The 19,343-nt window shown below is 38.1% G+C and carries 18 protein-coding genes; all 18 read right to left on the bottom strand.

All coding sequences use genetic code 11. The features are described 5' to 3' along the window. A partial coding sequence (locus tag V7083_RS09735; RefSeq protein ID WP_438823711.1) for a translation initiation factor IF-2 N-terminal domain-containing protein occupies nucleotides 1-91 on the bottom strand: 91 nt, incomplete at its 3' end. Between the two features lie 20 nt (nucleotides 92-111). Next, a complete protein-coding gene (locus V7083_RS09740) occupies nucleotides 112-414 on the bottom strand; it encodes a YlxQ family RNA-binding protein (RefSeq protein WP_335477329.1) in 303 nt (100 codons plus the stop codon). Then, nucleotides 411-695: an RNase P modulator RnpM gene (gene rnpM, locus V7083_RS09745; protein ID WP_335477330.1), complete on the bottom strand. Its 285-nt coding sequence runs from the start codon at nucleotides 693-695 to the stop codon at nucleotides 411-413. The genes V7083_RS09740 and rnpM overlap by 4 nt, the downstream gene beginning before the upstream one ends. 16 nt (nucleotides 696-711) lie before the next feature. After that, nucleotides 712-1,833: a transcription termination factor NusA gene (nusA, locus tag V7083_RS09750; protein ID WP_335477331.1), complete on the bottom strand. Its 1,122-nt coding sequence runs from the start codon at nucleotides 1,831-1,833 to the stop codon at nucleotides 712-714. Nucleotides 1,834-1,868: 35 nt separating this feature from the next. After that, a complete protein-coding gene (gene rimP, locus V7083_RS09755) occupies nucleotides 1,869-2,339 on the bottom strand; it encodes a ribosome maturation factor RimP (RefSeq protein ID WP_335477332.1) in 471 nt (156 codons plus the stop codon). A 204-nt stretch (nucleotides 2,340-2,543) separates the two neighbouring features. Continuing rightward, nucleotides 2,544-6,869 carry a PolC-type DNA polymerase III gene (locus V7083_RS09760; RefSeq protein WP_335477333.1) on the bottom strand — a complete coding sequence of 1,442 codons (4,326 nt, stop codon included), beginning with the start codon at nucleotides 6,867-6,869 and terminating at the stop codon, nucleotides 2,544-2,546. A 374-nt stretch (nucleotides 6,870-7,243) separates the two neighbouring features. Beyond that, nucleotides 7,244-8,506 carry an RIP metalloprotease RseP gene (gene rseP, locus V7083_RS09765; protein ID WP_335477334.1) on the bottom strand — a complete coding sequence of 421 codons (1,263 nt, stop codon included), beginning with the start codon at nucleotides 8,504-8,506 and terminating at the stop codon, nucleotides 7,244-7,246. Between the two features lie 18 nt (nucleotides 8,507-8,524). Next, entirely contained in the window at nucleotides 8,525-9,667 is a 1,143-nt protein-coding gene (gene dxr, locus V7083_RS09770; RefSeq protein WP_335477335.1) for a 1-deoxy-D-xylulose-5-phosphate reductoisomerase, read from the bottom strand. Between the two features lie 36 nt (nucleotides 9,668-9,703). Continuing rightward, on the bottom strand, nucleotides 9,704-10,495 hold the full coding sequence (locus V7083_RS09775; RefSeq protein ID WP_335477336.1) for a phosphatidate cytidylyltransferase: 792 nt from the start codon (nucleotides 10,493-10,495) through the stop codon (nucleotides 9,704-9,706). A 34-nt stretch (nucleotides 10,496-10,529) separates the two neighbouring features. Beyond that, a complete protein-coding gene (locus V7083_RS09780; protein WP_335477337.1) occupies nucleotides 10,530-11,306 on the bottom strand; it encodes an isoprenyl transferase in 777 nt (258 codons plus the stop codon). Between the two features lie 221 nt (nucleotides 11,307-11,527). Next, nucleotides 11,528-12,085, bottom strand: a complete 558-nt coding sequence (frr, locus tag V7083_RS09785; RefSeq protein WP_335477338.1) for a ribosome recycling factor — start codon at nucleotides 12,083-12,085, stop codon at nucleotides 11,528-11,530. A 2-nt stretch (nucleotides 12,086-12,087) separates the two neighbouring features. Beyond that, nucleotides 12,088-12,810 (bottom strand): UMP kinase, encoded by a 723-nt coding sequence (pyrH, locus tag V7083_RS09790; protein ID WP_335477339.1) that lies wholly within the window; start codon nucleotides 12,808-12,810, stop codon nucleotides 12,088-12,090. Between the two features lie 108 nt (nucleotides 12,811-12,918). Beyond that, a complete protein-coding gene (gene tsf / locus V7083_RS09795) occupies nucleotides 12,919-13,803 on the bottom strand; it encodes a translation elongation factor Ts (RefSeq protein WP_335477340.1) in 885 nt (294 codons plus the stop codon). 143 nt (nucleotides 13,804-13,946) lie between these two features. Then, a complete protein-coding gene (rpsB, locus tag V7083_RS09800; protein ID WP_335477341.1) occupies nucleotides 13,947-14,651 on the bottom strand; it encodes a 30S ribosomal protein S2 in 705 nt (234 codons plus the stop codon). Nucleotides 14,652-14,845: 194 nt separating this feature from the next. Further along, entirely contained in the window at nucleotides 14,846-15,625 is a 780-nt protein-coding gene (codY, locus tag V7083_RS09805) for a GTP-sensing pleiotropic transcriptional regulator CodY (RefSeq protein ID WP_335477342.1), read from the bottom strand. A gap of 93 nt (nucleotides 15,626-15,718) precedes the next feature. Further along, complete coding sequence (gene hslU / locus V7083_RS09810) at nucleotides 15,719-17,122, bottom strand: HslU--HslV peptidase ATPase subunit (RefSeq protein ID WP_335477343.1); 1,404 nt, start codon at nucleotides 17,120-17,122, stop codon at nucleotides 15,719-15,721. 18 nt (nucleotides 17,123-17,140) lie between these two features. Next, nucleotides 17,141-17,683, bottom strand: a complete 543-nt coding sequence (gene hslV / locus V7083_RS09815) for an ATP-dependent protease subunit HslV (protein WP_335477344.1) — start codon at nucleotides 17,681-17,683, stop codon at nucleotides 17,141-17,143. Nucleotides 17,684-17,969: 286 nt separating this feature from the next. Next, nucleotides 17,970-19,277, bottom strand: a complete 1,308-nt coding sequence (gene trmFO / locus V7083_RS09820; protein WP_335477345.1) for an FADH(2)-oxidizing methylenetetrahydrofolate--tRNA-(uracil(54)-C(5))-methyltransferase TrmFO — start codon at nucleotides 19,275-19,277, stop codon at nucleotides 17,970-17,972. Between the last annotated feature and the right edge of the window lie 66 nt (nucleotides 19,278-19,343).

The raw sequence follows: 19,343 nt of genomic DNA on the forward strand, positions 1-19,343 counted from the left end.
CCTCTATATTCATTTCTTTTAATTTTGTAATAATTTCCTTACTGGAAAGGTTGTGTTTTTTTGCATACTCATAAACACGTATTTTACTCATTAATTTCACCCCCGCAAGATTTAATCGAGCAACGTTACCAGTTTCTTGGCAAATCCATCATCCAATACAGCTACAACAACGCGGGCTTCTTTGCCAATTGCTTGACCTAGAAGAAAACGATTTTCCACCATTTTGATGGGAACCTCATACGTTTTACATTTATCTGTAATTTTTTTCATCGTATTTTGAGATGCATCTGCGGATAATAAAACGAGCTTTGCATTTCCACTGCGGATCTGCTTTACGGTTAGCTCCTCACCTGATATGATTTGTCGTGCCCGATTGGCTAATCCAAGCAATGACATCCATTGATTTAGTTTCATTTGGATGACGAGCTCTCCTTCTCTATCAGTTCTAGCAGTTCATCATACAAGGAATCATTTATCGCAACATCTAAATGGTTTGATAAAATATTCTTCTTCTTTGCAAGTAGAACAGCTTCTTTTTCCCTTGAAAGGTATGCCCCTCTACCGGATTTTTTTCCGGTTAGATCGATTGACACGTCTCCCTCTTTTGAGCGAACGATGCGAACGAGTTCTTTTTTCGGTTTCATCTCACCGGTTGCAACACATTTGCGCATTGGAACTTTTTTTCGATTGTTCACAATCATTCACCTCTTCTTACTCTTGATCATTATCATATTCGAAATCAGCATCTACTTGATCATCAAATAGCCTAATTGTTTCTTCCCGTGGATATATTCCTAAGTCACGAGCCTCTGATTCCGATTTGATATCAATTTTCCAACCTGTTAATTTTGCTGCTAAACGAGCATTTTGCCCTCTTTTACCAATTGCTAAAGACAGTTGGTAATCAGGAACCACTACTGTTGTTGCCTTTTCCTCTTCATTCACCATTACATCAAGAACTTTAGATGGACTAAGTGCATTTGCAACGAAGGTTACTGGATCATCCGACCATTTGACAATGTCGATTTTTTCACCTTTTAGTTCATTTACAACGGCTTGAACTCTTGTTCCTTTTGGACCAACGCAAGAACCAACCGGGTCTACTTCAGGATTTTCGGAATGGACGGAAATTTTCGAACGGTCTCCTGCTTCGCGTGCCACTGATTTAATCTCGACAGTCCCATCATAGATTTCTGGAACTTCAATCTCAAATAGTCTTTTTAACAAACCAGGATGAGTACGTGAAACAAAAATTTGCGGACCCTTTGTTGTTTTTTCTACTTTCGTAATAAAAACTTTTATCCGATCATGTGGCTTATATCTTTCATTCGGCATTTGTTCATTTATTGGCAACAGTGCTTCAATTTTACCTAGGCTAACATAGATAAATTTGGAATCCAGACGTTGGACAATTCCAGTCATAATATCTTCTTCACGATCAATAAATTCGGAGTAGATAATTCCTCTTTCCGCTTCACGGACACGCTGTGTTACAACCTGTTTTGCTGTTTGTGCAGCAATACGGCCGAAATCTTTTGGAGTAACCTCCATTTCCACAACATCTTCAACCTGATAATTTGGATTGATATGTCTTGCTTCCGCTAAAGAAATCTCTAAGCGTGGATCAAAAACCTCATCCACTACTTCTTTACGAGCGAATACTCTCATTGAACCTGTTTCTAAATTTAAATCAATTCTAACATTTTGCGCCTGATTGAAATTTCGGCGGTAAGCCGAAATAAGTGCAGCTTCAATGGCTTCGATTAAAATATCTCTTGATATACCTTTTTCTTTCTCAAGTATGATAAGAGCATCCAATAATTCGCTGCTCATTAGCTTGTATCCCCCTAACCTTTATATATAATTTTCTATGAAAAAGTTACTGCTAATCGGGCATTCGCCACTTTTTCATAAGGAATTTCAATTGTTTTTTTACGAGTTTTTATTTTGATTTCGATTTTCACGATTTGTCCATCGAATTCTTTTAAGATTCCTTCAAAGCTTTTTTCACCGTCAATCGGTTCGTAGGTTTTAATAAAAACATTTTTCCCAATTGCTTTTTCAAAATCTTTCTCTTTTTTAAGCGGACGCTCTGCACCTGGTGAAGATACTTCAAGGAAATAAAGATGAGGAATTGGGTCTGCCTCGTCAAGTTTTTCACTTAGCCGTTCGCTTACAAGACCACATTCTTCTATATCTACTCCTGTATCCTTATCGATGTATATGCGAAGGAACCAATTTTTCCCTTCCTTTACATACTCAATTTCCACTAATTCCAGACCAAGTTCTTCGACAATTGGTGCAGCCAGTTGTTCTACAACCTCGGTTACTTTGCTCATGCAATCCCTCCTTTTCCACCCTTACCTTATGTAGTTTCCGGAAAGTTTAAGTAAGATAAAAAACACTATAACAACACGAAAGAGTGGGTTTCCCCACTCCTTGTACACGAGAGTATTTCTTAGTATTTCCATTAAAACTATACCATAATCAATATATTTATGCAAACTTTTACAGATAAAGGCTAGATGCACCTCTTACAAATATTAAAAGAGAGAAAGCTGATTTTGTTCTGGTAATGCTCTGAGACAACCTTGTTTATCGAGATACTCGAGAATAGTCTTTGAGACTTTTCCACGTTGCTGCAAGTCTTCTTTAGATAAGAATTCCCCTTCTCCCCTAGCTTTGACTATGTTGACTGCTGCATTCGCCCCAAGACCAGGAATTGAATTAAATGGTGGAATTAATGAATTCCCTTCGATAATAAATTCTGAAGAGGCAGACTTATATAAATCATAATTTTGGAAGGTAAAGCCTCTCTCTGTCATTTCCAATGCCAATTCAAGAACTGTTAATAGGTTTTTCTCTTTATTCGAGGCATCCAATCCTTTGGCATTGATTTCTTCAATTTTTGCCCGAATCGATTCTGATCCCCTTGCCATTGCTTCAATATCAAAATCTTCGGCCCGTACAGTAAAGTAGGCTGCATAGTATAGCAATGGCAAGTGCACCTTAAAATAGGCAATCCTGACAGCCATTAACACATATGCTGCAGCGTGAGCCTTTGGGAACATATATTTAATTTTTTTACAGGAATCAATGTACCATTCTGGTACTTCGTTTTTACGCATTTCTGCTTCCATTTCTTCTGACAAGCCTTTACCTTTACGGACAGATTCCATGATTTTGAACGCAAATGATGGTTCAAGTCCTTGATATATCAAATAAACCATAATGTCGTCACGACAACCAATTACTTCACTTAATGTACATGTTCGATTATGGATTAGCTCTTGTGCATTTCCTAACCATACATCTGTTCCATGGGAAAGTCCGGAAATTTGTACGAGTTCGGAAAAGGTTGTAGGTTTTGTGTCTTCAAGCATTTGTCTAACAAATCTTGTACCAAATTCCGGTATACCCAGGGTACCCGTTTTACACATGATTTGTTGTTCCGTTACACCCAATGACTCCGTACCGCTAAAAATCTTCATGACTTCTGGATCATCAGTTGGGATCGTTTTTGGATCAATACCACTTAGGTCCTGAAGCATCCTAATCACTGTAGGATCATCGTGCCCCAGTATATCTAGCTTTAGTACGTTATCATGGATAGAATGGAAGTCAAAATGAGTTGTACGCCATTCCGATGTTTTATCATCTGCCGGAAACTGAATTGGCGTGAAATCATACACATCCATATAGTCCGGAATAACAATGATACCGCCCGGATGCTGACCAGTGGTTCGTTTAACCCCTGTACATCCTGATGCTAGGCGTTCGACTTCAGCACCACGGATTTGCAGATTATGATCCTGTTGATAGGCTTTTACGTAACCAAATGCCGTTTTGTCAGCAACCGTTCCAATTGTTCCAGCACGATAAACATAATCCTCGCCGAACAAGACCTTTGTATAGTTGTGGGCTCGTGGCTGATACTCTCCGGAAAAGTTCAAATCTATGTCTGGAACCTTGTCTCCCTTGAAGCCTAGGAAGGTTTCAAAGGGGATATCATGTCCGTCTTTTTTGTATTTTTCTCCGCAATTTGGGCAATCTTTGTCTGGTAAATCAAAGCCAGAACCGACAGATCCATCATTAAAGAATTCCGAATTCTTGCATGATGGGCAGACATAATGAGGTGGAAGTGGATTGACCTCTGTAATTTCAGTCATAGTTGCTACTAAGGAAGAGCCAACAGATCCACGTGAACCTACTAAATAACCGTCATCGAGTGATTTTTTCACGAGTTTGTGAGAAATCAAGTAAATAACGGCAAATCCATGACCGATAATACTCTTCAGTTCTTTCTCCAATCGGGCTTCAACGATTTCTGGGAGTGGGTCTCCATAGATTTTATGGGCCATGGCATAACTCATTTGCCGCATTTCATCTTCTGCACCTTCAATTTTAGGTGTGTATAAATCATCTTTAATCGGTTTAATCGTATCAATCATATCAGCGATTTTATTCGTATTGGTAACAACAATTTCCTTTGCCTTTTCTGCACCTAGAAAAGAGAAGGCATCTAGCATATCATTCGTCGTTCTAAAATGAACATCAGGAAGTTCATGGCGGTTAAGCGGGTTGGCTCCTCCCTGTGAACTGATGAGAATTTTGCGGTATATTTTATCATTCTCGTTTAAATAATGAACATTTCCAGTTGCTACAACTGGGATGCCCAGCTTATCGCCCAGTTTTACAATATTACCGATAATTTCCTCTAAATCTCTTTCATTACGAATTAATTCCATCTCGATTAAAGGGGCATACACCTGTTTTGGCAAAACCTCTAAATAATCATAAAATCCCGCGATGGCTTCGACCTCTTCTGGAGATTTTTGCATCATACCTTCGAAGACTTCGCCCTTATCACAAGCAGAGCCAACCAGAATCCCTTCCCGATATTTTTGCAGAACCGATCTCGGAATCCTCGGAACACGGTAAAAATATTCGAGATGCGAAATGGAAATTAATTTAAATAAATTTTTCAAACCAATATCATTTTGAGCAAGAAGGATACAATGAGAAGGACGGGCACGCTGATAGGCATTTCCTTTACCCATATTTTCATTAAACTCATCATGATATTGTATCCCTTTTTCGAGAGCATCCTTTAACATTTTTAATAATAAATAGGCAGTAGCCTCTGTATCATAAATCGCCCGGTGGTGCTGAGTTAATTCAATATCAAACTTTTTCGCTAATGTATTCAACCGGTGATTTTTAAGCTCCGGATACAAAAAGCGGCCTAGTTCTAATGTATCAATGACTGGATTTTTCGCTTTGTCCAATCCGATATTTTTATAACCTACATTTAAGAATCCCATGTCAAATGATGCATTATGGGCAACCAGTACTGCATCGTCTACCCAATCATGAAACTTTGTTATTACCTCATTGACTTCTGGAGCATTTTCCACCATATCATCGGTAATTCCAGTTAAATTGATGATCGTTGCCGATAACCTTCGATGTGGTTTGGCGAAAGACTCGAACCGATCGATAATTTCCCCGTTTCTTACCTTAACCGCTGCAAGCTCAATGATCGTGTCATATACAGCGGAAAGTCCTGTAGTCTCAACGTCAAAGACAACAAAGGTATCTTCCGCCAGCAAACGATGCGCATCATTATAAGCAATCGGTACGCCGTCATCGATTAAATTTGCCTCAACCCCATAGAGGATTTTAATATCATTTTTCTTACCTGCGCCGTAAGCTTCTGGGAATGATTGGGCAACAGCGTGGTCTGTAACTGCAATTGCTTTATGCCCCCATTTTTTCGCTTGTGCGATTAATGTGCTGACCGGTGTTACAGCATCCATTTGACTCATTGGTGTATGCAAATGCAGTTCAACCCGTTTTTCGTTCTCTGGTGCTGTATCTTTGCGTTGTGCAGGTTTCATTTCGTTGATGTCATTACCGATCATGACAAGATCACGAACAAAGGTATCGTTTTGAATACTTCCTCTTACCTTAGCCCACATCCCTTTTTTCACCCGTTGGAAATTGGCGGCATCCTCTTTGTCGCGAGAAAACATTTTCACCATAATCGAACTTGTGTAATCGGTAATTTTAAAGGTTAATAATGAGCGTCCGCTTCTAAGTTCACGAATTTCAGACGCAAATATATATCCTTCAACAACCACTCTTCTCTCTTCATCGACAATATCAATCATATTACGATAGTCGCTGTCATCCTTAATGGTAAGACCGATGGTAAGGGGTCCATCAGGAACATCCCCTGAAGCTGAGTCTCTTTCTGCCTCCTGCTTCTGCATTTCCACCATCGCTAATAACGCGCGTTCTTGGTCTTCCTTTTGCTTGGCTATTAAAAACTGTTCATATTCTTCATTTTTTTCGTCGCTGTTCATAACAGTATCAATCGACAAAAGAGGAAATCCCACTGACTGATAAATATCTGAAATAATAGAGGCATATTTATGCTTTAGTGTCATCGCTTCTGCTTCATTACGCGTGGTGATTAAAACCTTGTTTCCATTTACTGTTGGTACCTGTTCATTTAAGAGCTTTTGTAAAGGGGGTGAAATACCATCAATTTGTTGTATGCAATAGCTCCAGTACTCTAAAAGTAATTCAGGCGTAAACCCTTGTTGGCTAACGTTCATTTCATACGTCACTGTGGCAATATTAGAAAAAGCCCTCTCCAACTGCGTCGTAAACCGAGTGAAAATATGAAGAGGCAGTATTTTTTCAAACAAAAAATGAAAATGCCATTTACGGGATTTCTTCTCGACTAATAATCTTTCTATTTGTGCATTGTTAAAATGCATAACAACAGCATCCTCAATCATTTGCAGCTGCTGGAGCAAGAGTTGGAATCGCTCTTTTTTGCCTAAGGCATCTTCGCTCATCGGACCCTCTCCCATCTATCATAAATCTCTTTTTCTTTATTCTCATCAAAAAGTAATTATATCACATGATAACAAAATGATTCGTCTTTCTTCGACAGAAAACTTCATCCAATTCTAGAAATAAAAAAAGAAGGCGTACCAAAAGTATATCTTTTAGAATCCCTTCATTTGCGCAAAGTTCTTTAAATTAGTCTATTGATTTCCTCTCCTGGCTCTTCGCTTTCCACGGGCGTTCCGAGGAGACTCCGTACTCTCGTAGGAATCTCCGTACCTTCCGCTCCTAACTACAGATTAATAAAAATAGTTATACTTTATACAAAAAAACTGACCCAAAAAGTCGTCCATACGCTCTTTGAGTCAGCCCTTTAAAATCTCTATTTTAAGAAAAATCTTTGGATGTCATTCCATGTTACGACAAGCATGAGCAACATTAATAGAGCAAAGCCAATAAAGTGAACCATTCCTTCTTTTTGACGATCAACGGGTTTTCCTCTAACAGCCTCCACGGCAAAAAACATTAATCTTCCGCCATCAAGTGCTGGTATCGGCAATAAATTCATGATTCCTAAATTGATACTCAAAATGCCGGCCCATTTCATTAGGTAGAAAATGCCTGACTTTGCTACTTCATCAGTAGAAACATAAATTCCTACCGGCCCTGATAGCGCATTAATTGAAAATTGACCGGTGACTAATTTACCAAGCATAACAAAAATTTGTTTTGTCCAAAAATAGGTTTCTTTTGCACCTGTGGTAATTGCTTGAATTGGAGATTTCTCAACAGGACTGTACACTCCAATTAGACCTATTTTTTTTCCTTCTACTACTTTTTCCTGTGGCGTTACTTGAATTTCCTTTTCTTTTCCACCTCGAATAATAGAAAAGTCAAGTTTTTGATTTGGATTTTTGCGAATGATTTCGACCACATCCGACCAAGAGGTGATTTCGGAACCACTAATGCTTTGGATGACATCTCCCTTTTTCAGGCCTGCTGACATCGCAGCCCCATCAGGAGTAATTTCTCCCAATTTCGCTTCATTGGTTGGTACACCCTGAAGCAGCGCAATTAAAACAAAAACCACAAAGGCAAGGACAAAATTCATCATGGGACCTGCAAAAATCGCCAAAAATCGTTGCCACAGCGTTTTTGACGCAAATTGCCGGTCAAGCGGGGCGATTTGAGACTCAACACCATTTTCTACGATTACGGCAGTCTGTTGTATAGGGAAAACTTGTAAACTTTCTTCCTCATCATCCGGATACCCTTTGATGATAAGATCTTTTTCAATGTCGGCATATTCCACTTCAACAATCCGACAATTAGGGAATTTTTCCTTGTTATTCAGTATGATCTTATTTACTTTCTGATCCTTATCGAATAATAGTCCAATTCGATGCCCTGGTTTAATTTCAACCATTTCAGGATCTTCGCCTGCCATTCGAACAAAACCGCCAATCGGCAATAAGCGAATTGTATAGGTTGTTTCACCCTTCTTATGTGAAAAAACCTTTGGCCCCATACCAATCGCGAACTCTCGACAGAGAATTCCTGCTCTTTTCGCGAAGATAAAATGTCCTAATTCATGAAAGAAGACGAGAGCTCCAAATATCACAATAAAGGCAATAACTGTAGTCAAATAAAAAACCACCTTTTTTTATAGAAGTGAGTGAACATACTGTCTCGTTTCCTTATCAACCTCTTGGATGATATCCAAGCTCGGGTGCTCTACAATTTGATGAGAGTATAACGCTTTTTCAATTAAATCTTCAATCTGCAAGAAACGGATTTTACCTTTCAAAAAAGCATCAACAGCTATTTCATTAGCTGCATTTAACACAGTAGGCAAGGTCCCGCCTTTTTTCCCTGCTTCAAATGCAAACTTCAGGCATCTAAATCTTTCTTGGTCCATTTCCTGAAAATGCAGTTTACCTACAGCAGCTAAGTTTAACCGATTACTTGAAGTGAGCGGCAATCTATCAGGGTATGTTAAGGCAAATTGAATGGGAACCCGCATGTCTGGTGTGCCTAGTTGTGCAATAATACTGCTGTCATGAAACTCAACCATAGAGTGAATTATACTCTCCTTATGAAGTAAGACATCAATCTTTTCATAAGGCATGTCAAACAACCAATGTGCCTCAATAACTTCCAGGCCTTTATTCATCATAGATGCGGAATCAATTGTAATCTTCGCACCCATTGACCAGTTTGGATGATTAAGCGCCTCTTTAACAGTAACGTGTTCTAGATCCTTTCGGGAACGGTCGCGAAAGCTGCCACCCGATGCTGTCAAGATTAACCGTTCTATATTCTTTTCCTTTTCACCTTGTAATGCCTGAAATATGGCAGAATGCTCACTATCAACTGGCAAAAGAGGAACATTATTTTTCTTGGCAGCTTCCATTACTAAATGTCCAGCAGTGACTAACGTTTCTTTGTTGGCAATCGCTATCTTTTTTCCAGATTCAATTGCTTGTAAAGTGGGATTTAATCCAATGCTGCCTAGTACAGCATTAACCAGAATATCTGACTTCTTAAATACTGCCACTTCAATAAGACCTTCTAGCCCATAAGTAAACACTGTTTGAGGAAATTCTGATTTTAATGTTTGGCGATCGCAATCATCCTGAACAGATACAAGCTCTGGTTTGAATTCGGTAATAATTTTTCGGGATAATTCAATATTTTTTCCAACTGACATAGCAGCCAATTTAAATTCAGTTGGGTGTTCCCGAATAATGTCCAAGGTCTGTGTGCCAATGGAGCCGGTTGCCCCAAGTAAACTAATTCGTTTCACTAACTCGTCAACTCCTATAAAGAAAAGCCTTTAGGCTTAATACCACAAATGAAAAAAGTGTAATAATGGCCATACAAATAAAAGACTGTCGAAACGATCCAGAATTCCACCGTGCCCCGGTAAAATTTTCCCTGAATCCTTTACATTAAAATGACGTTTGTATGCTGATTGTACGAGGTCACCAATTTGTCCAAAAACAGAAAGGACCATAGTAACTCCTAATAGTGTAATGAAACCTGCATTGATTTTTGAAAAGTGTGCAAATAAGGCTGCAACAACTAATGAACAAACTACACCGCCAATGAATCCTTCTACGGTTTTATTAGGGCTAATTTCCGGCCATAATTTGTTTTTCCCCATTGCTTTACCGATAAAATAAGCACCTGAGTCGGTAGCCCAAATAATAAATAAGGAATAGAAAATATAAACAAGACCGGCTTCACGGGTTTCCATAAAGAAATAAAAACCGATTCCAACATAAACGGCTGACATAATTGAAAAAGCGGCATCCTCAAAATGAAACCGGTTTTTTGTAATAACCGTATACGTTAACATAAGTAGAATAAACGCAATTCCCAATTCTGTTTTTGAGTAATAAAAGTCATCTAGAATTTCATGGTATTGTCCTGGAAAAAGAATGACCCACAAAAATAAAAATGATAATAACCCATTTACGGAAAAGACATTTATTTTTTTCATTCTTAATAGTTCATATAAACCTACAGTTGCAAGAAGGTAGGTTAACAAAACAAAAGGAAATTTCCCATAAAAAACAATGGGTAAAAATAATGCTGCTGCTACAACTGCTGTAATGATTCTTTGCTTCATCTAAATTTTCAACACCTTTTAATTTCGGTAATAATTAGATCCCGCCAAACCGGCGCTGTCGTTTTTGATAGACATCAATGGCTTCAAGCAAATGCCCCTCACTGAAATCAGGCCATAATACATCGGTAAACCAAAATTCTGAATAGGCCAATTGCCATAGCATAAAGTTGCTAAGACGTATTTCACCGCTAGTTCGGATTAATAAATCAGGATCCTTAAAATTGGCTGTCATTAAATATGAAGAAAAAACATCTTCATTTAAGTCTGTTTCCTTCAGTATACCACTATTATGGTCATTTAAGACTTTTTTAACAGCATCAAGAATCTCGGCCCTGCTTCCATAATTTAAGGCAAAATTCAAGACTAGTCCGTCATTATCTTTTGTTTGCTCCATCGCCTTTTCAATCGCTCTACGTGTATGTCCCGGCAATTGATCTTGATAACCCATCATTTTCACTTGGACATTATTCTCAATTAATTCAGGAAGAAAAGTTCCTAAAAACTCTTCTGGAAGTTTCATAATATAATCTACTTCGTTTTTGGGCCTTTTCCAGTTTTCTGTAGAAAATGCATATAAGGTAAGTGTCTTAATTCCAAGATTATTCGCCAACATGGTTGTTTTACGGACAACCTTCATTCCTTCATGATGACCTGCTACACGAGGAAGTGCCCGTTTTTTTGCCCACCTACCGTTCCCATCCATAATGATAGCGACATGCTCCGGTACTGGCAATTTTTTTATTTCTTCTATTTTATCTCGGAGTGTGGAAGAGTTATTTTGGTTCTTCCAAAGCCTAATTTTATTTAACATAACATTGCTCCTCCAATAAATTTATCATTTCCTCCGATAAAAATTATGTACAAAGGGTTAAACTTGCTTATATCATACCAAAAAAGAAAAAATATATCTCTTTAAAACAATTTATGTAATGTTACAGAAATTAAGAATAATATTAGGAAACTTTCAGCAACACGAGAATAAATGCTCAAAATAGTGAAAAAAACCCCCTAAAAAAGAGGGTCTGTAATGGATTAGACTTCCATAATTTCTTTTTCTTTTTCTTTTGTAATTTGATCAATTTTATTAATATGATCATCTGTAAGCTTTTGAATATCATCAGAGTACCCACGATGTGCATCTTCGGTAATTTCACCATTTTTCTCAAGCTTTTTTAACTCATCGTTGGCATCACGGCGAATATTACGAACCGCAACTTTTGCTTCTTCTGATTCTTTCTTCACCAATTTAACTAGTTCTTTACGGCGCTCCTCTGTTAATTGAGGGATGGTAATCCTAATGACAGAGCCGTCATTTGTAGGATTTAACCCTAAATCAGACTTTAGAATGGCCTTTTCAATATCATTTAGAATGGTTTTGTCGTAAGGTTGAATGACAAGTAATCTTGCTTCAGGAGTTGAAATGCCGGCCATTTGATTTACCGGGGTAGGTGCACCATAATAATCAACCGTTATTCTGTCCAATAAAGAAGCACTTGCTCTTCCGGCACGGATGCTGGCCAATTCACGAGAGTAAGCTTGAATTCCTTTTGCCATTCTTTCTTTTGCAGAATCGATGACTTGTTTTGCCATTATTATTTCCCCCTAACAATAGTTCCAATTTTTTCGCCCATTACAGCTCTTTTAATATTTCCTTGCTCCATAATCGAGAATACAATTAATGGTATATCGTTGTCCATGCATAAGGAGGATGCTGTGGAATCCATAACAGCCAGACCACCCTTAATAACATCCAAGAATGATAAATCATCATATTTTTTTGCATTAGCATCAATACGTGGATCTGCGGAATAAACACCATCAACATTATTTTTTGCCATTAATATGACTTCTGCATCAATTTCAGCCGCTCTTAGTGCTGCAGTAGTATCTGTTGAGAAATAAGGATTTCCAGTTCCTGCCGCAAAAATAACTACGCGTTTCTTTTCTAAGTGGCGGATAGCACGACGTCTAATATATGGCTCTGCAACCTGACGCATTTCGATAGAGGTTTGGACCCTTGATTCAATTCCTAATTGTTCAAGGCTATCTTGAAGTGCTAAGGAATTCATGACAGTTGCCAGCATGCCCATATAATCAGCTGTTGCCCTGTCCATACCCATTTCACTACCGATTTTTCCACGCCAAATATTACCACCGCCAACAACAACTGCTACTTCAACTCCAAGTTCAGCAATTTCCTTAACTTGAATCGCAATTGATTTGATTACAGAAGGTTTAATCCCAAAGCCCTCATCACCGGCAAGCGCCTCTCCACTTAATTTTAAAACAACGCGTTTGTACTTAGGACCGCTCATATAAACCTCCGTATGTAGTAATAATATTTTTCCTTTTAAAAATAGGGAACACATTCGTGTTCCCTATTCATTTCTTATGTTTAAATTTAAACCAATGGTATGGATAAATTATTTGTTTTTAACTTGGTTCATTACTTCTTCAGCAAAGTTATCTTCGCGCTTTTCGATACCTTCCCCTACTTCGTAACGAATGAACTCACGAATAGTTGCGCCTTTTGATTCAACAAACTGGCGAACCTTTTGGTCAGGGTTTTTAACAAATGCTTGGTCAAGAACACAAACATCTTCAAAGTATTTGCCAAGACGACCTTCAACCATTTTAGCTACAATATTTTCTGGCTTGCCTTCATTTAAAGCTTGTTGAGTTAATACTTCACGCTCATGTTCTACTTCTTCAGCAGATACTTGGTCACGAGAAACATATTTTGGATTTAATGCTGCAATATGCATAGAAATATCTTTAGCTGCGTCCCCATCTGTTGTACCTTCAAGCACTGTTAAAACAGAGATACGGCCACCCATGTGTAGGTAAGCACCGAACGCATCATTATCAGACTTAGATACGATAACAAAACGGCGAAGTGTTAATTTCTCTCCGATTTTTGCAACAGCTGCATTAATGTGTTCTTCTACTTTTGCACCATTTTCCATTGTTTGTGATAATGCTTCTTCAACGGATGCAGGTTTGTTTTTTAGAAGGTGAGCTCCAAGTTCTTTAACTAACACTTGGAATCCTTCGTTTTTAGCAACGAAATCTGTTTCAGAGTTAACTTCAAAGATAACAGCCTCGTTTCCTTCTGTAGCAATAGAAGTTAAACCTTCAGCAGCAATACGGTCTGCTTTCTTAGCAGCCTTTGCAATTCCTTTTTCACGAAGGAAGTCGATTGCTTTATCCATATCACCGTTTGTTTCTGTAAGTGCTTTTTTACAATCCATCATTCCAGCACCGGTTTTTTCACGTAATTCTTTTACCATTTGAGCAGTAATAGCCATAAGTCATTTCCTCCTTAAATTTACTATGTATCCCTATCATAGCCAATGATGTTCAAGAAAAAACTTTTCTTGATTCATATTCTTAAAAAAAGGTGATAAAGGGTCTCCCTCTTATCACCTTTTTAATCTTACCTACATTTCAATTAAGCTTCTACAGCTACTTCTTCACCTTGTTTAGCTTCGAGAATAGCATCAGCCATTTTACCAGTTAAAAGTTTAACAGCACGGATTGCATCATCGTTTGCAGGAATTACAACATCAATTTCGTCTGGATCACAGTTTGTATCAACGATACCAACGATAGGAATGTTTAATTTCTTTGCTTCAGCAACTGCAATACGCTCTTTGCGAGGGTCAATGATGAATAATGCATCTGGAAGCTGTTTCATATCTTTAATTCCGCCTAAGAATTTTTCAAGGCGTTCTTGTTCTTTCTTTAATTGAACAACTTCTTTTTTAGGTAATACTTCAAAAGTGCCATCTTCAGACATTCTTTCGATTTCTTTTAAACGTCCAATACGCTTTTGAATGGTTTCGAAGTTTGTTAATGTACCACCTAACCAACGTTGGTTTACATAGTACATACCTGAACGGATTGCTTCTTCTTTAACGGAATCTTGAGCTTGCTTCTTAGTACCAACGAAAAGCATAGTTCCTCCGTTTGCAGCTAGATCCTTTACCCAGTTGTATGCTTCTTCAACCTTTTTAACAGTCTTTTGAAGGTCGATGATATAGATGCCGTTACGCTCTGTGAAAATGTATTTTTTCATTTTTGGGTTCCAACGGCGAGTTTGGTGTCCGAAGTGTACACCAGCTTCAAGCAATTGCTTCATTGAAATTACTGACATGATTATTCCTCCTAGTGGTTTTGTTTTCCTCCGCCTATTTCATTTTTAGACAGAAACTGTTTTTGAACAGCACCATCTGCCTAAATCAATAAGCGTGTGTAATAACACCATGAAATAATATAGCATAGTCAAAATAAACAATCAAGGATAACTTATAAAAAAATCCCCGACTTTGTCGGAGATCTTTATATATATTAGTGTGATTTTAATTTTTCAAGCTCAACAAGAAATTTATCGTTAAGAACTTTAATATAAGTTCCTTTCATTCCAAGAGAGCGAGATTCGATTACCCCAGCACTTTCTAGTTTTCTTAAGGCGTTAACAATAACAGAGCGGGTAATCCCTACTCGGTCAGCAATTTTTGAAGCAACCAACAATCCTTCATGACCGTTTAGTTCTTCGAAAATATGTTCAATGGCTTCAAGTTCACTATAAGATAAAGAGCTAATGGCCATTTGAACAACCGCTTTACTTCTAGCTTCCTCTTCAATTTCTTCGGATTTCTCACGTAAAATCTCCATACCAACAACAGTTGAACCATACTCAGCTAGGATTAAATCATCATCATGGAACTTCTCATGTAATCTTGCCAAAATCAATGTTCCAAGTCTTTCTCCACCGCCAATAATTGGAACAATCGTTGTTAAACCTTCGCGGAATAATTCTTTGTTTTCAACTGGAAAAGCAGTATATTCACTGTCCACATCAAGGTTTGGGGATGTTTCTTTAATATTAAATAAGCTATTTGTATATTCTTCAGGGAATTGAAGATCTTCAAACATTTTTTTCATACGATCATTTTCAATTTGCTGAAAAATAGATAACCCAAGAAGCTTACCGCGGCGACTTACAATGTATATATTAGATTCAATTGTTTCGCTTAAAGTTTCGGCCATTTCTTTAAAGTTTACTGGTTTGCCTGCTGATTTTTGTAATAACACATTAATTCTTCTAGTTTTTGTAAGTAAATCCATCTGTTTCTTCCTCCTAAATAACTACAACCATTATTAAATTTTTATTGTAAAGCATTTATTACCATGTATTAGGCGATAAAAGGTTAGACCCTCTTAAAGGATGTATTGGCTTAAATCCTTGTTCTTTGAGATGGCTCCAAGCTTTTCGTCAACGTATTGCGGAGTGATGACGATTTTATCCATCGTTATATCCGGTGCTTCAAAAGATAGATCCTCCAAAAGTTTTTCCAAAATAGTATGGAGACGTCTAGCCCCAATATTATCGGTATTTTGGTTCACTTCATAGGCCACTTCAGCGATTCTACGAATAGCATCGTCAGAAAATTCAATTTGTATACCTTCTGTTTCCAATAATGCTTGATATTGCTTAATTAAAGCATTATCGGGTTCAATTAATATCCTAAAGAAATCCTCAACTGTTAGCTTCGTCAATTCCACACGAATCGGAAAACGACCTTGTAATTCCGGTATTAAATCTGAAGGCTTCGCCATATGGAAAGCACCCGCAGCAATAAATAATACGTGATCCGTTTTAACTGGTCCATATTTTGTAACAACGGTTGAACCTTCTACAACCGGCAATATATCACGCTGTACCCCTTCACGGGAAACATCTGCACTAGATCCGCCGGTATTTTTGCTGGCAATTTTATCGATTTCATCGATAAAAATAATCCCCGCTTGCTCAGCTCGATAAATGGCCTCGCTTGTTACTTCATCCATATCAATCAGTTTGGAAGCCTCTTCATTTGTCAGGACCTTTCTAGCTTCGCGAACCGTTAATTTTCGCTTCTTGCGCTTTTTAGGCATGAAGCTACTGAGAGCATCCTGCATATTCATGCCCATCTGTTCAATACCAGATCCTTGGAGCATATCGAACATAGAAGGAGATTGTTCCTCTACTTCAATGGTAACAACCTGTTCTTCTAACTCTCCTTTTGCAAGTTGCTCTTTGACCATTTGTCGCTTTTCCTTCACAGAATAATCAACTTCCTGCACTTCAGGCTCAGCTGACTGATTGCCTCCGCCAAACAGCATTTCAAGCGGATTTTTATATGTTGATGATTTTTTGGCAGTTGGCACCAATAATTCAATTAATCTGCTATTAGCATTTTCTTCAGCACGTTCTTTTACACTTTGCATACGTTCTTCTTTCACAAGTCTTACTGAAGTTTCTGCCAAGTCACGAACCATCGACTCAACATCACGGCCAACATAGCCAACCTCGGTAAATTTAGTCGCTTCTACCTTAATAAAAGGTGCGCCGACAAGCTTAGCGATTCTTCTTGCAATTTCAGTTTTACCAACGCCAGTCGGTCCAATCATTAGAATATTTTTGGGAATAATCTCATCTCTTAGCTTCTCGTTTAACAAGCCTCTTCGATAACGGTTTCTAAGTGCGACGGCAACAGCTTTTTTTGCATCTTTCTGCCCAATTATAAATTGATCAAGTCTCTCAACAATTTTACGGGGGGTTAAATTGGTCGTTTTAGCCATCTTTATTGCTCCTTCCCGTTATAACTCTTCAACGATAATGTTTTGATTTGTATACACACATATTTCCGCAGCAATTTCTAATGATGCCTTGGCAATTTCCTTAGCAGTTAAGTGTTCCCCAGCATACCTTTTTAAAGATCTCCCGGCTGAAAGTGCAAAATTCCCGCCAGAACCAATTGCGATAATTCCATCATCAGGTTCAATCACTTCTCCGGTGCCTGAAACCAGGAGTAAGATTTCGCGATCCATTACAATTAACATCGCTTCTAATTTCCTCAGAACTTTATCGCTACGCCATTCTTTTGCTAGTTCAACTGCCGCCCGTTGAAGATTTCCGTTGAATTCTTCTAACTTACCTTCAAACAATTCAAATAGTGTAAAAGCATCAGCAACTGAACCGGCAAAACCGGCCAATACTTTTCCATTAAATATCTTTCTGACTTTTCTTGCAGTGTGTTTCATCACAACTGCATTACCAAAGGTTACTTGGCCATCTCCAGACATAGCGCATTCACCTTTATGATGGATGGCAAAAATAGTGGTTGCATGAAATTGGTCCATTTGCATGAACCTCCTTTATGGAGTTTTTTCCTTTTACCGATCTATTATATGTACCTAAAAAATCGTTTTGAATATTGTTTAGCTGCAGGTGATGGTTTCAATGATAAATTCTTTTCGGCAACTTACTACAAACATGTTGGTAATGGGTCAATTGAATTTTGCGTAATACCGGCTTATTTGTAAATACCTTGATCATAAGTTTAATAAAACATTCACAATTGCCAACTTATTGTACTCGCAAGGGCTACTAAATAGTATCACAATTCAATAACCCTTGCAATAAATTTTACAAAACCTTCACAAAGTTCTGAATTGTTTCTAAAGCTCTGTTTGCATGTTGTAAATTTCGTTCCTGTTTACCTTTAATTCTTACAGGTAATTCAGGAAATAAGCCGAAGTTTGCGTTCATTGGTTGGAAACTTTTAGGGTTTGCCGTGGTAATATATTTAGCCATGCTTCCTATGGAAGTTTCTGCAGGAAATTCTACTGTGTCTAACCCTTGAACAAATCGAGCTGCGTTAATCCCAGCAATTAACCCGCTGGCAGCAGATTCGACATACCCTTCCACACCTGTCATTTGTCCGGCAAAAAATAAATCCTCTTTCTCCCGGAATTGATAGGTCGCTTTTAAAACCTTTGGAGAATTGATAAACGTATTTCTGTGCATCACACCATAACGAATGATTTCAGCATTCTCAAGCCCCGGTATTAATTGAATTACTTCTTTTTGCGGACCCCACTTTAAATGTGTCTGAAAACCGACAATATTATAAAGGGTTCCTGCTGCATCATCCTGACGTAGCTGAACAACGGCAAAAGGTCGTTTTCCTGTTTTAGGATCTTCAAGTCCCACTGGTTTAAGCGGACCGAAAAGCATCGTTTTCCTTCCTCTTGAGGCCATAACTTCTATTGGCATACATCCCTCAAAGAAGATTTCTTTTTCAAATTCTTTTAATGGGACGGTTTCCGCGCTGACAAGTGCCTCATAAAACCGATTGAATTCCTCTTCAGTCATGGGACAGTTAAGATACGCGGCTTCTCCTTTATCATAGCGAGATTTTAAATATACTTTTTCCATATTTATGCTCTCTTTTTCAATAATGGGAGCAGCAGCATCATAAAAATATAAATAGTCTTCACCAGTAAGATCCTTAAGCTTTGCAGACAAGTTTGGACTTGTCAAAGGACCGGTTGCAATGATCGTCGTACCTTCGGGTATCTCTGTTACTTCCTCATTAATAACTGTAACATTTTCATGATTCTTTACCATTTCGGTCACTTTGGCAGCAAATTCATGACGGTCAACAGCCAAAGCTCCCCCAGCAGGAACTGAACAAGCATCTGCAGCAGATATAATGACAGAGTCTAGTTTTCTCATTTCTTCCTTTAAAACACCTACTGCATTTGTCAAAGTGTTTGCCCTTAAGGAATTACTGCAAACTAATTCAGCAAATTGATCAGTATGGTGTGCAGGAGTTTGTTTTACCGGGCGCATTTCATATAGACGCACTTTGATACCACGTTTGGCAATTTGCCATGCTGCTTCACTACCTGCTAAACCAGCACCTATTACATTTATTGTTAAATCTTTCACTTTTATACCTCCTGATTTTCAAACATAAAACAAAAAATTATCCTATGTATACCTTTCCCACATTTG

Origin of the sequence: Bacillus sp. JJ1764 (genome assembly GCF_036962145.1) — a bacterium.
GTDB lineage: Bacteria > Bacillota > Bacilli > Bacillales > Cytobacillaceae > Neobacillus.

Coding starts and splice junctions, on each gene's coding strand:
- V7083_RS09740 (WP_335477329.1), bottom strand. CDS start 414: ATGAAACTAAATCAATGGATGTCATTGCTTGGATTAGCCAATCGGGCA.
- nusA (WP_335477331.1), bottom strand. CDS start 1,833: ATGAGCAGCGAATTATTGGATGCTCTTATCATACTTGAGAAAGAAAAA.
- rimP (WP_335477332.1), bottom strand. CDS start 2,339: ATGAGCAAAGTAACCGAGGTTGTAGAACAACTGGCTGCACCAATTGTC.
- V7083_RS09760 (WP_335477333.1), bottom strand. CDS start 6,869: ATGAGCGAAGATGCCTTAGGCAAAAAAGAGCGATTCCAACTCTTGCTC.
- V7083_RS09775 (WP_335477336.1), bottom strand. CDS start 10,495: ATGAAGCAAAGAATCATTACAGCAGTTGTAGCAGCAGCATTATTTTTA.
- V7083_RS09780 (WP_335477337.1), bottom strand. CDS start 11,306: ATGTTAAATAAAATTAGGCTTTGGAAGAACCAAAATAACTCTTCCACA.
- frr (WP_335477338.1), bottom strand. CDS start 12,085: ATGGCAAAACAAGTCATCGATTCTGCAAAAGAAAGAATGGCAAAAGGA.
- pyrH (WP_335477339.1), bottom strand. CDS start 12,810: ATGAGCGGTCCTAAGTACAAACGCGTTGTTTTAAAATTAAGTGGAGAG.
- tsf (WP_335477340.1), bottom strand. CDS start 13,803: ATGGCTATTACTGCTCAAATGGTAAAAGAATTACGTGAAAAAACCGGT.
- rpsB (WP_335477341.1), bottom strand. CDS start 14,651: ATGTCAGTAATTTCAATGAAGCAATTGCTTGAAGCTGGTGTACACTTC.
- codY (WP_335477342.1), bottom strand. CDS start 15,625: ATGGATTTACTTACAAAAACTAGAAGAATTAATGTGTTATTACAAAAA.
- hslU (WP_335477343.1), bottom strand. CDS start 17,122: ATGGCTAAAACGACCAATTTAACCCCCCGTAAAATTGTTGAGAGACTT.
- hslV (WP_335477344.1), bottom strand. CDS start 17,683: ATGGACCAATTTCATGCAACCACTATTTTTGCCATCCATCATAAAGGT.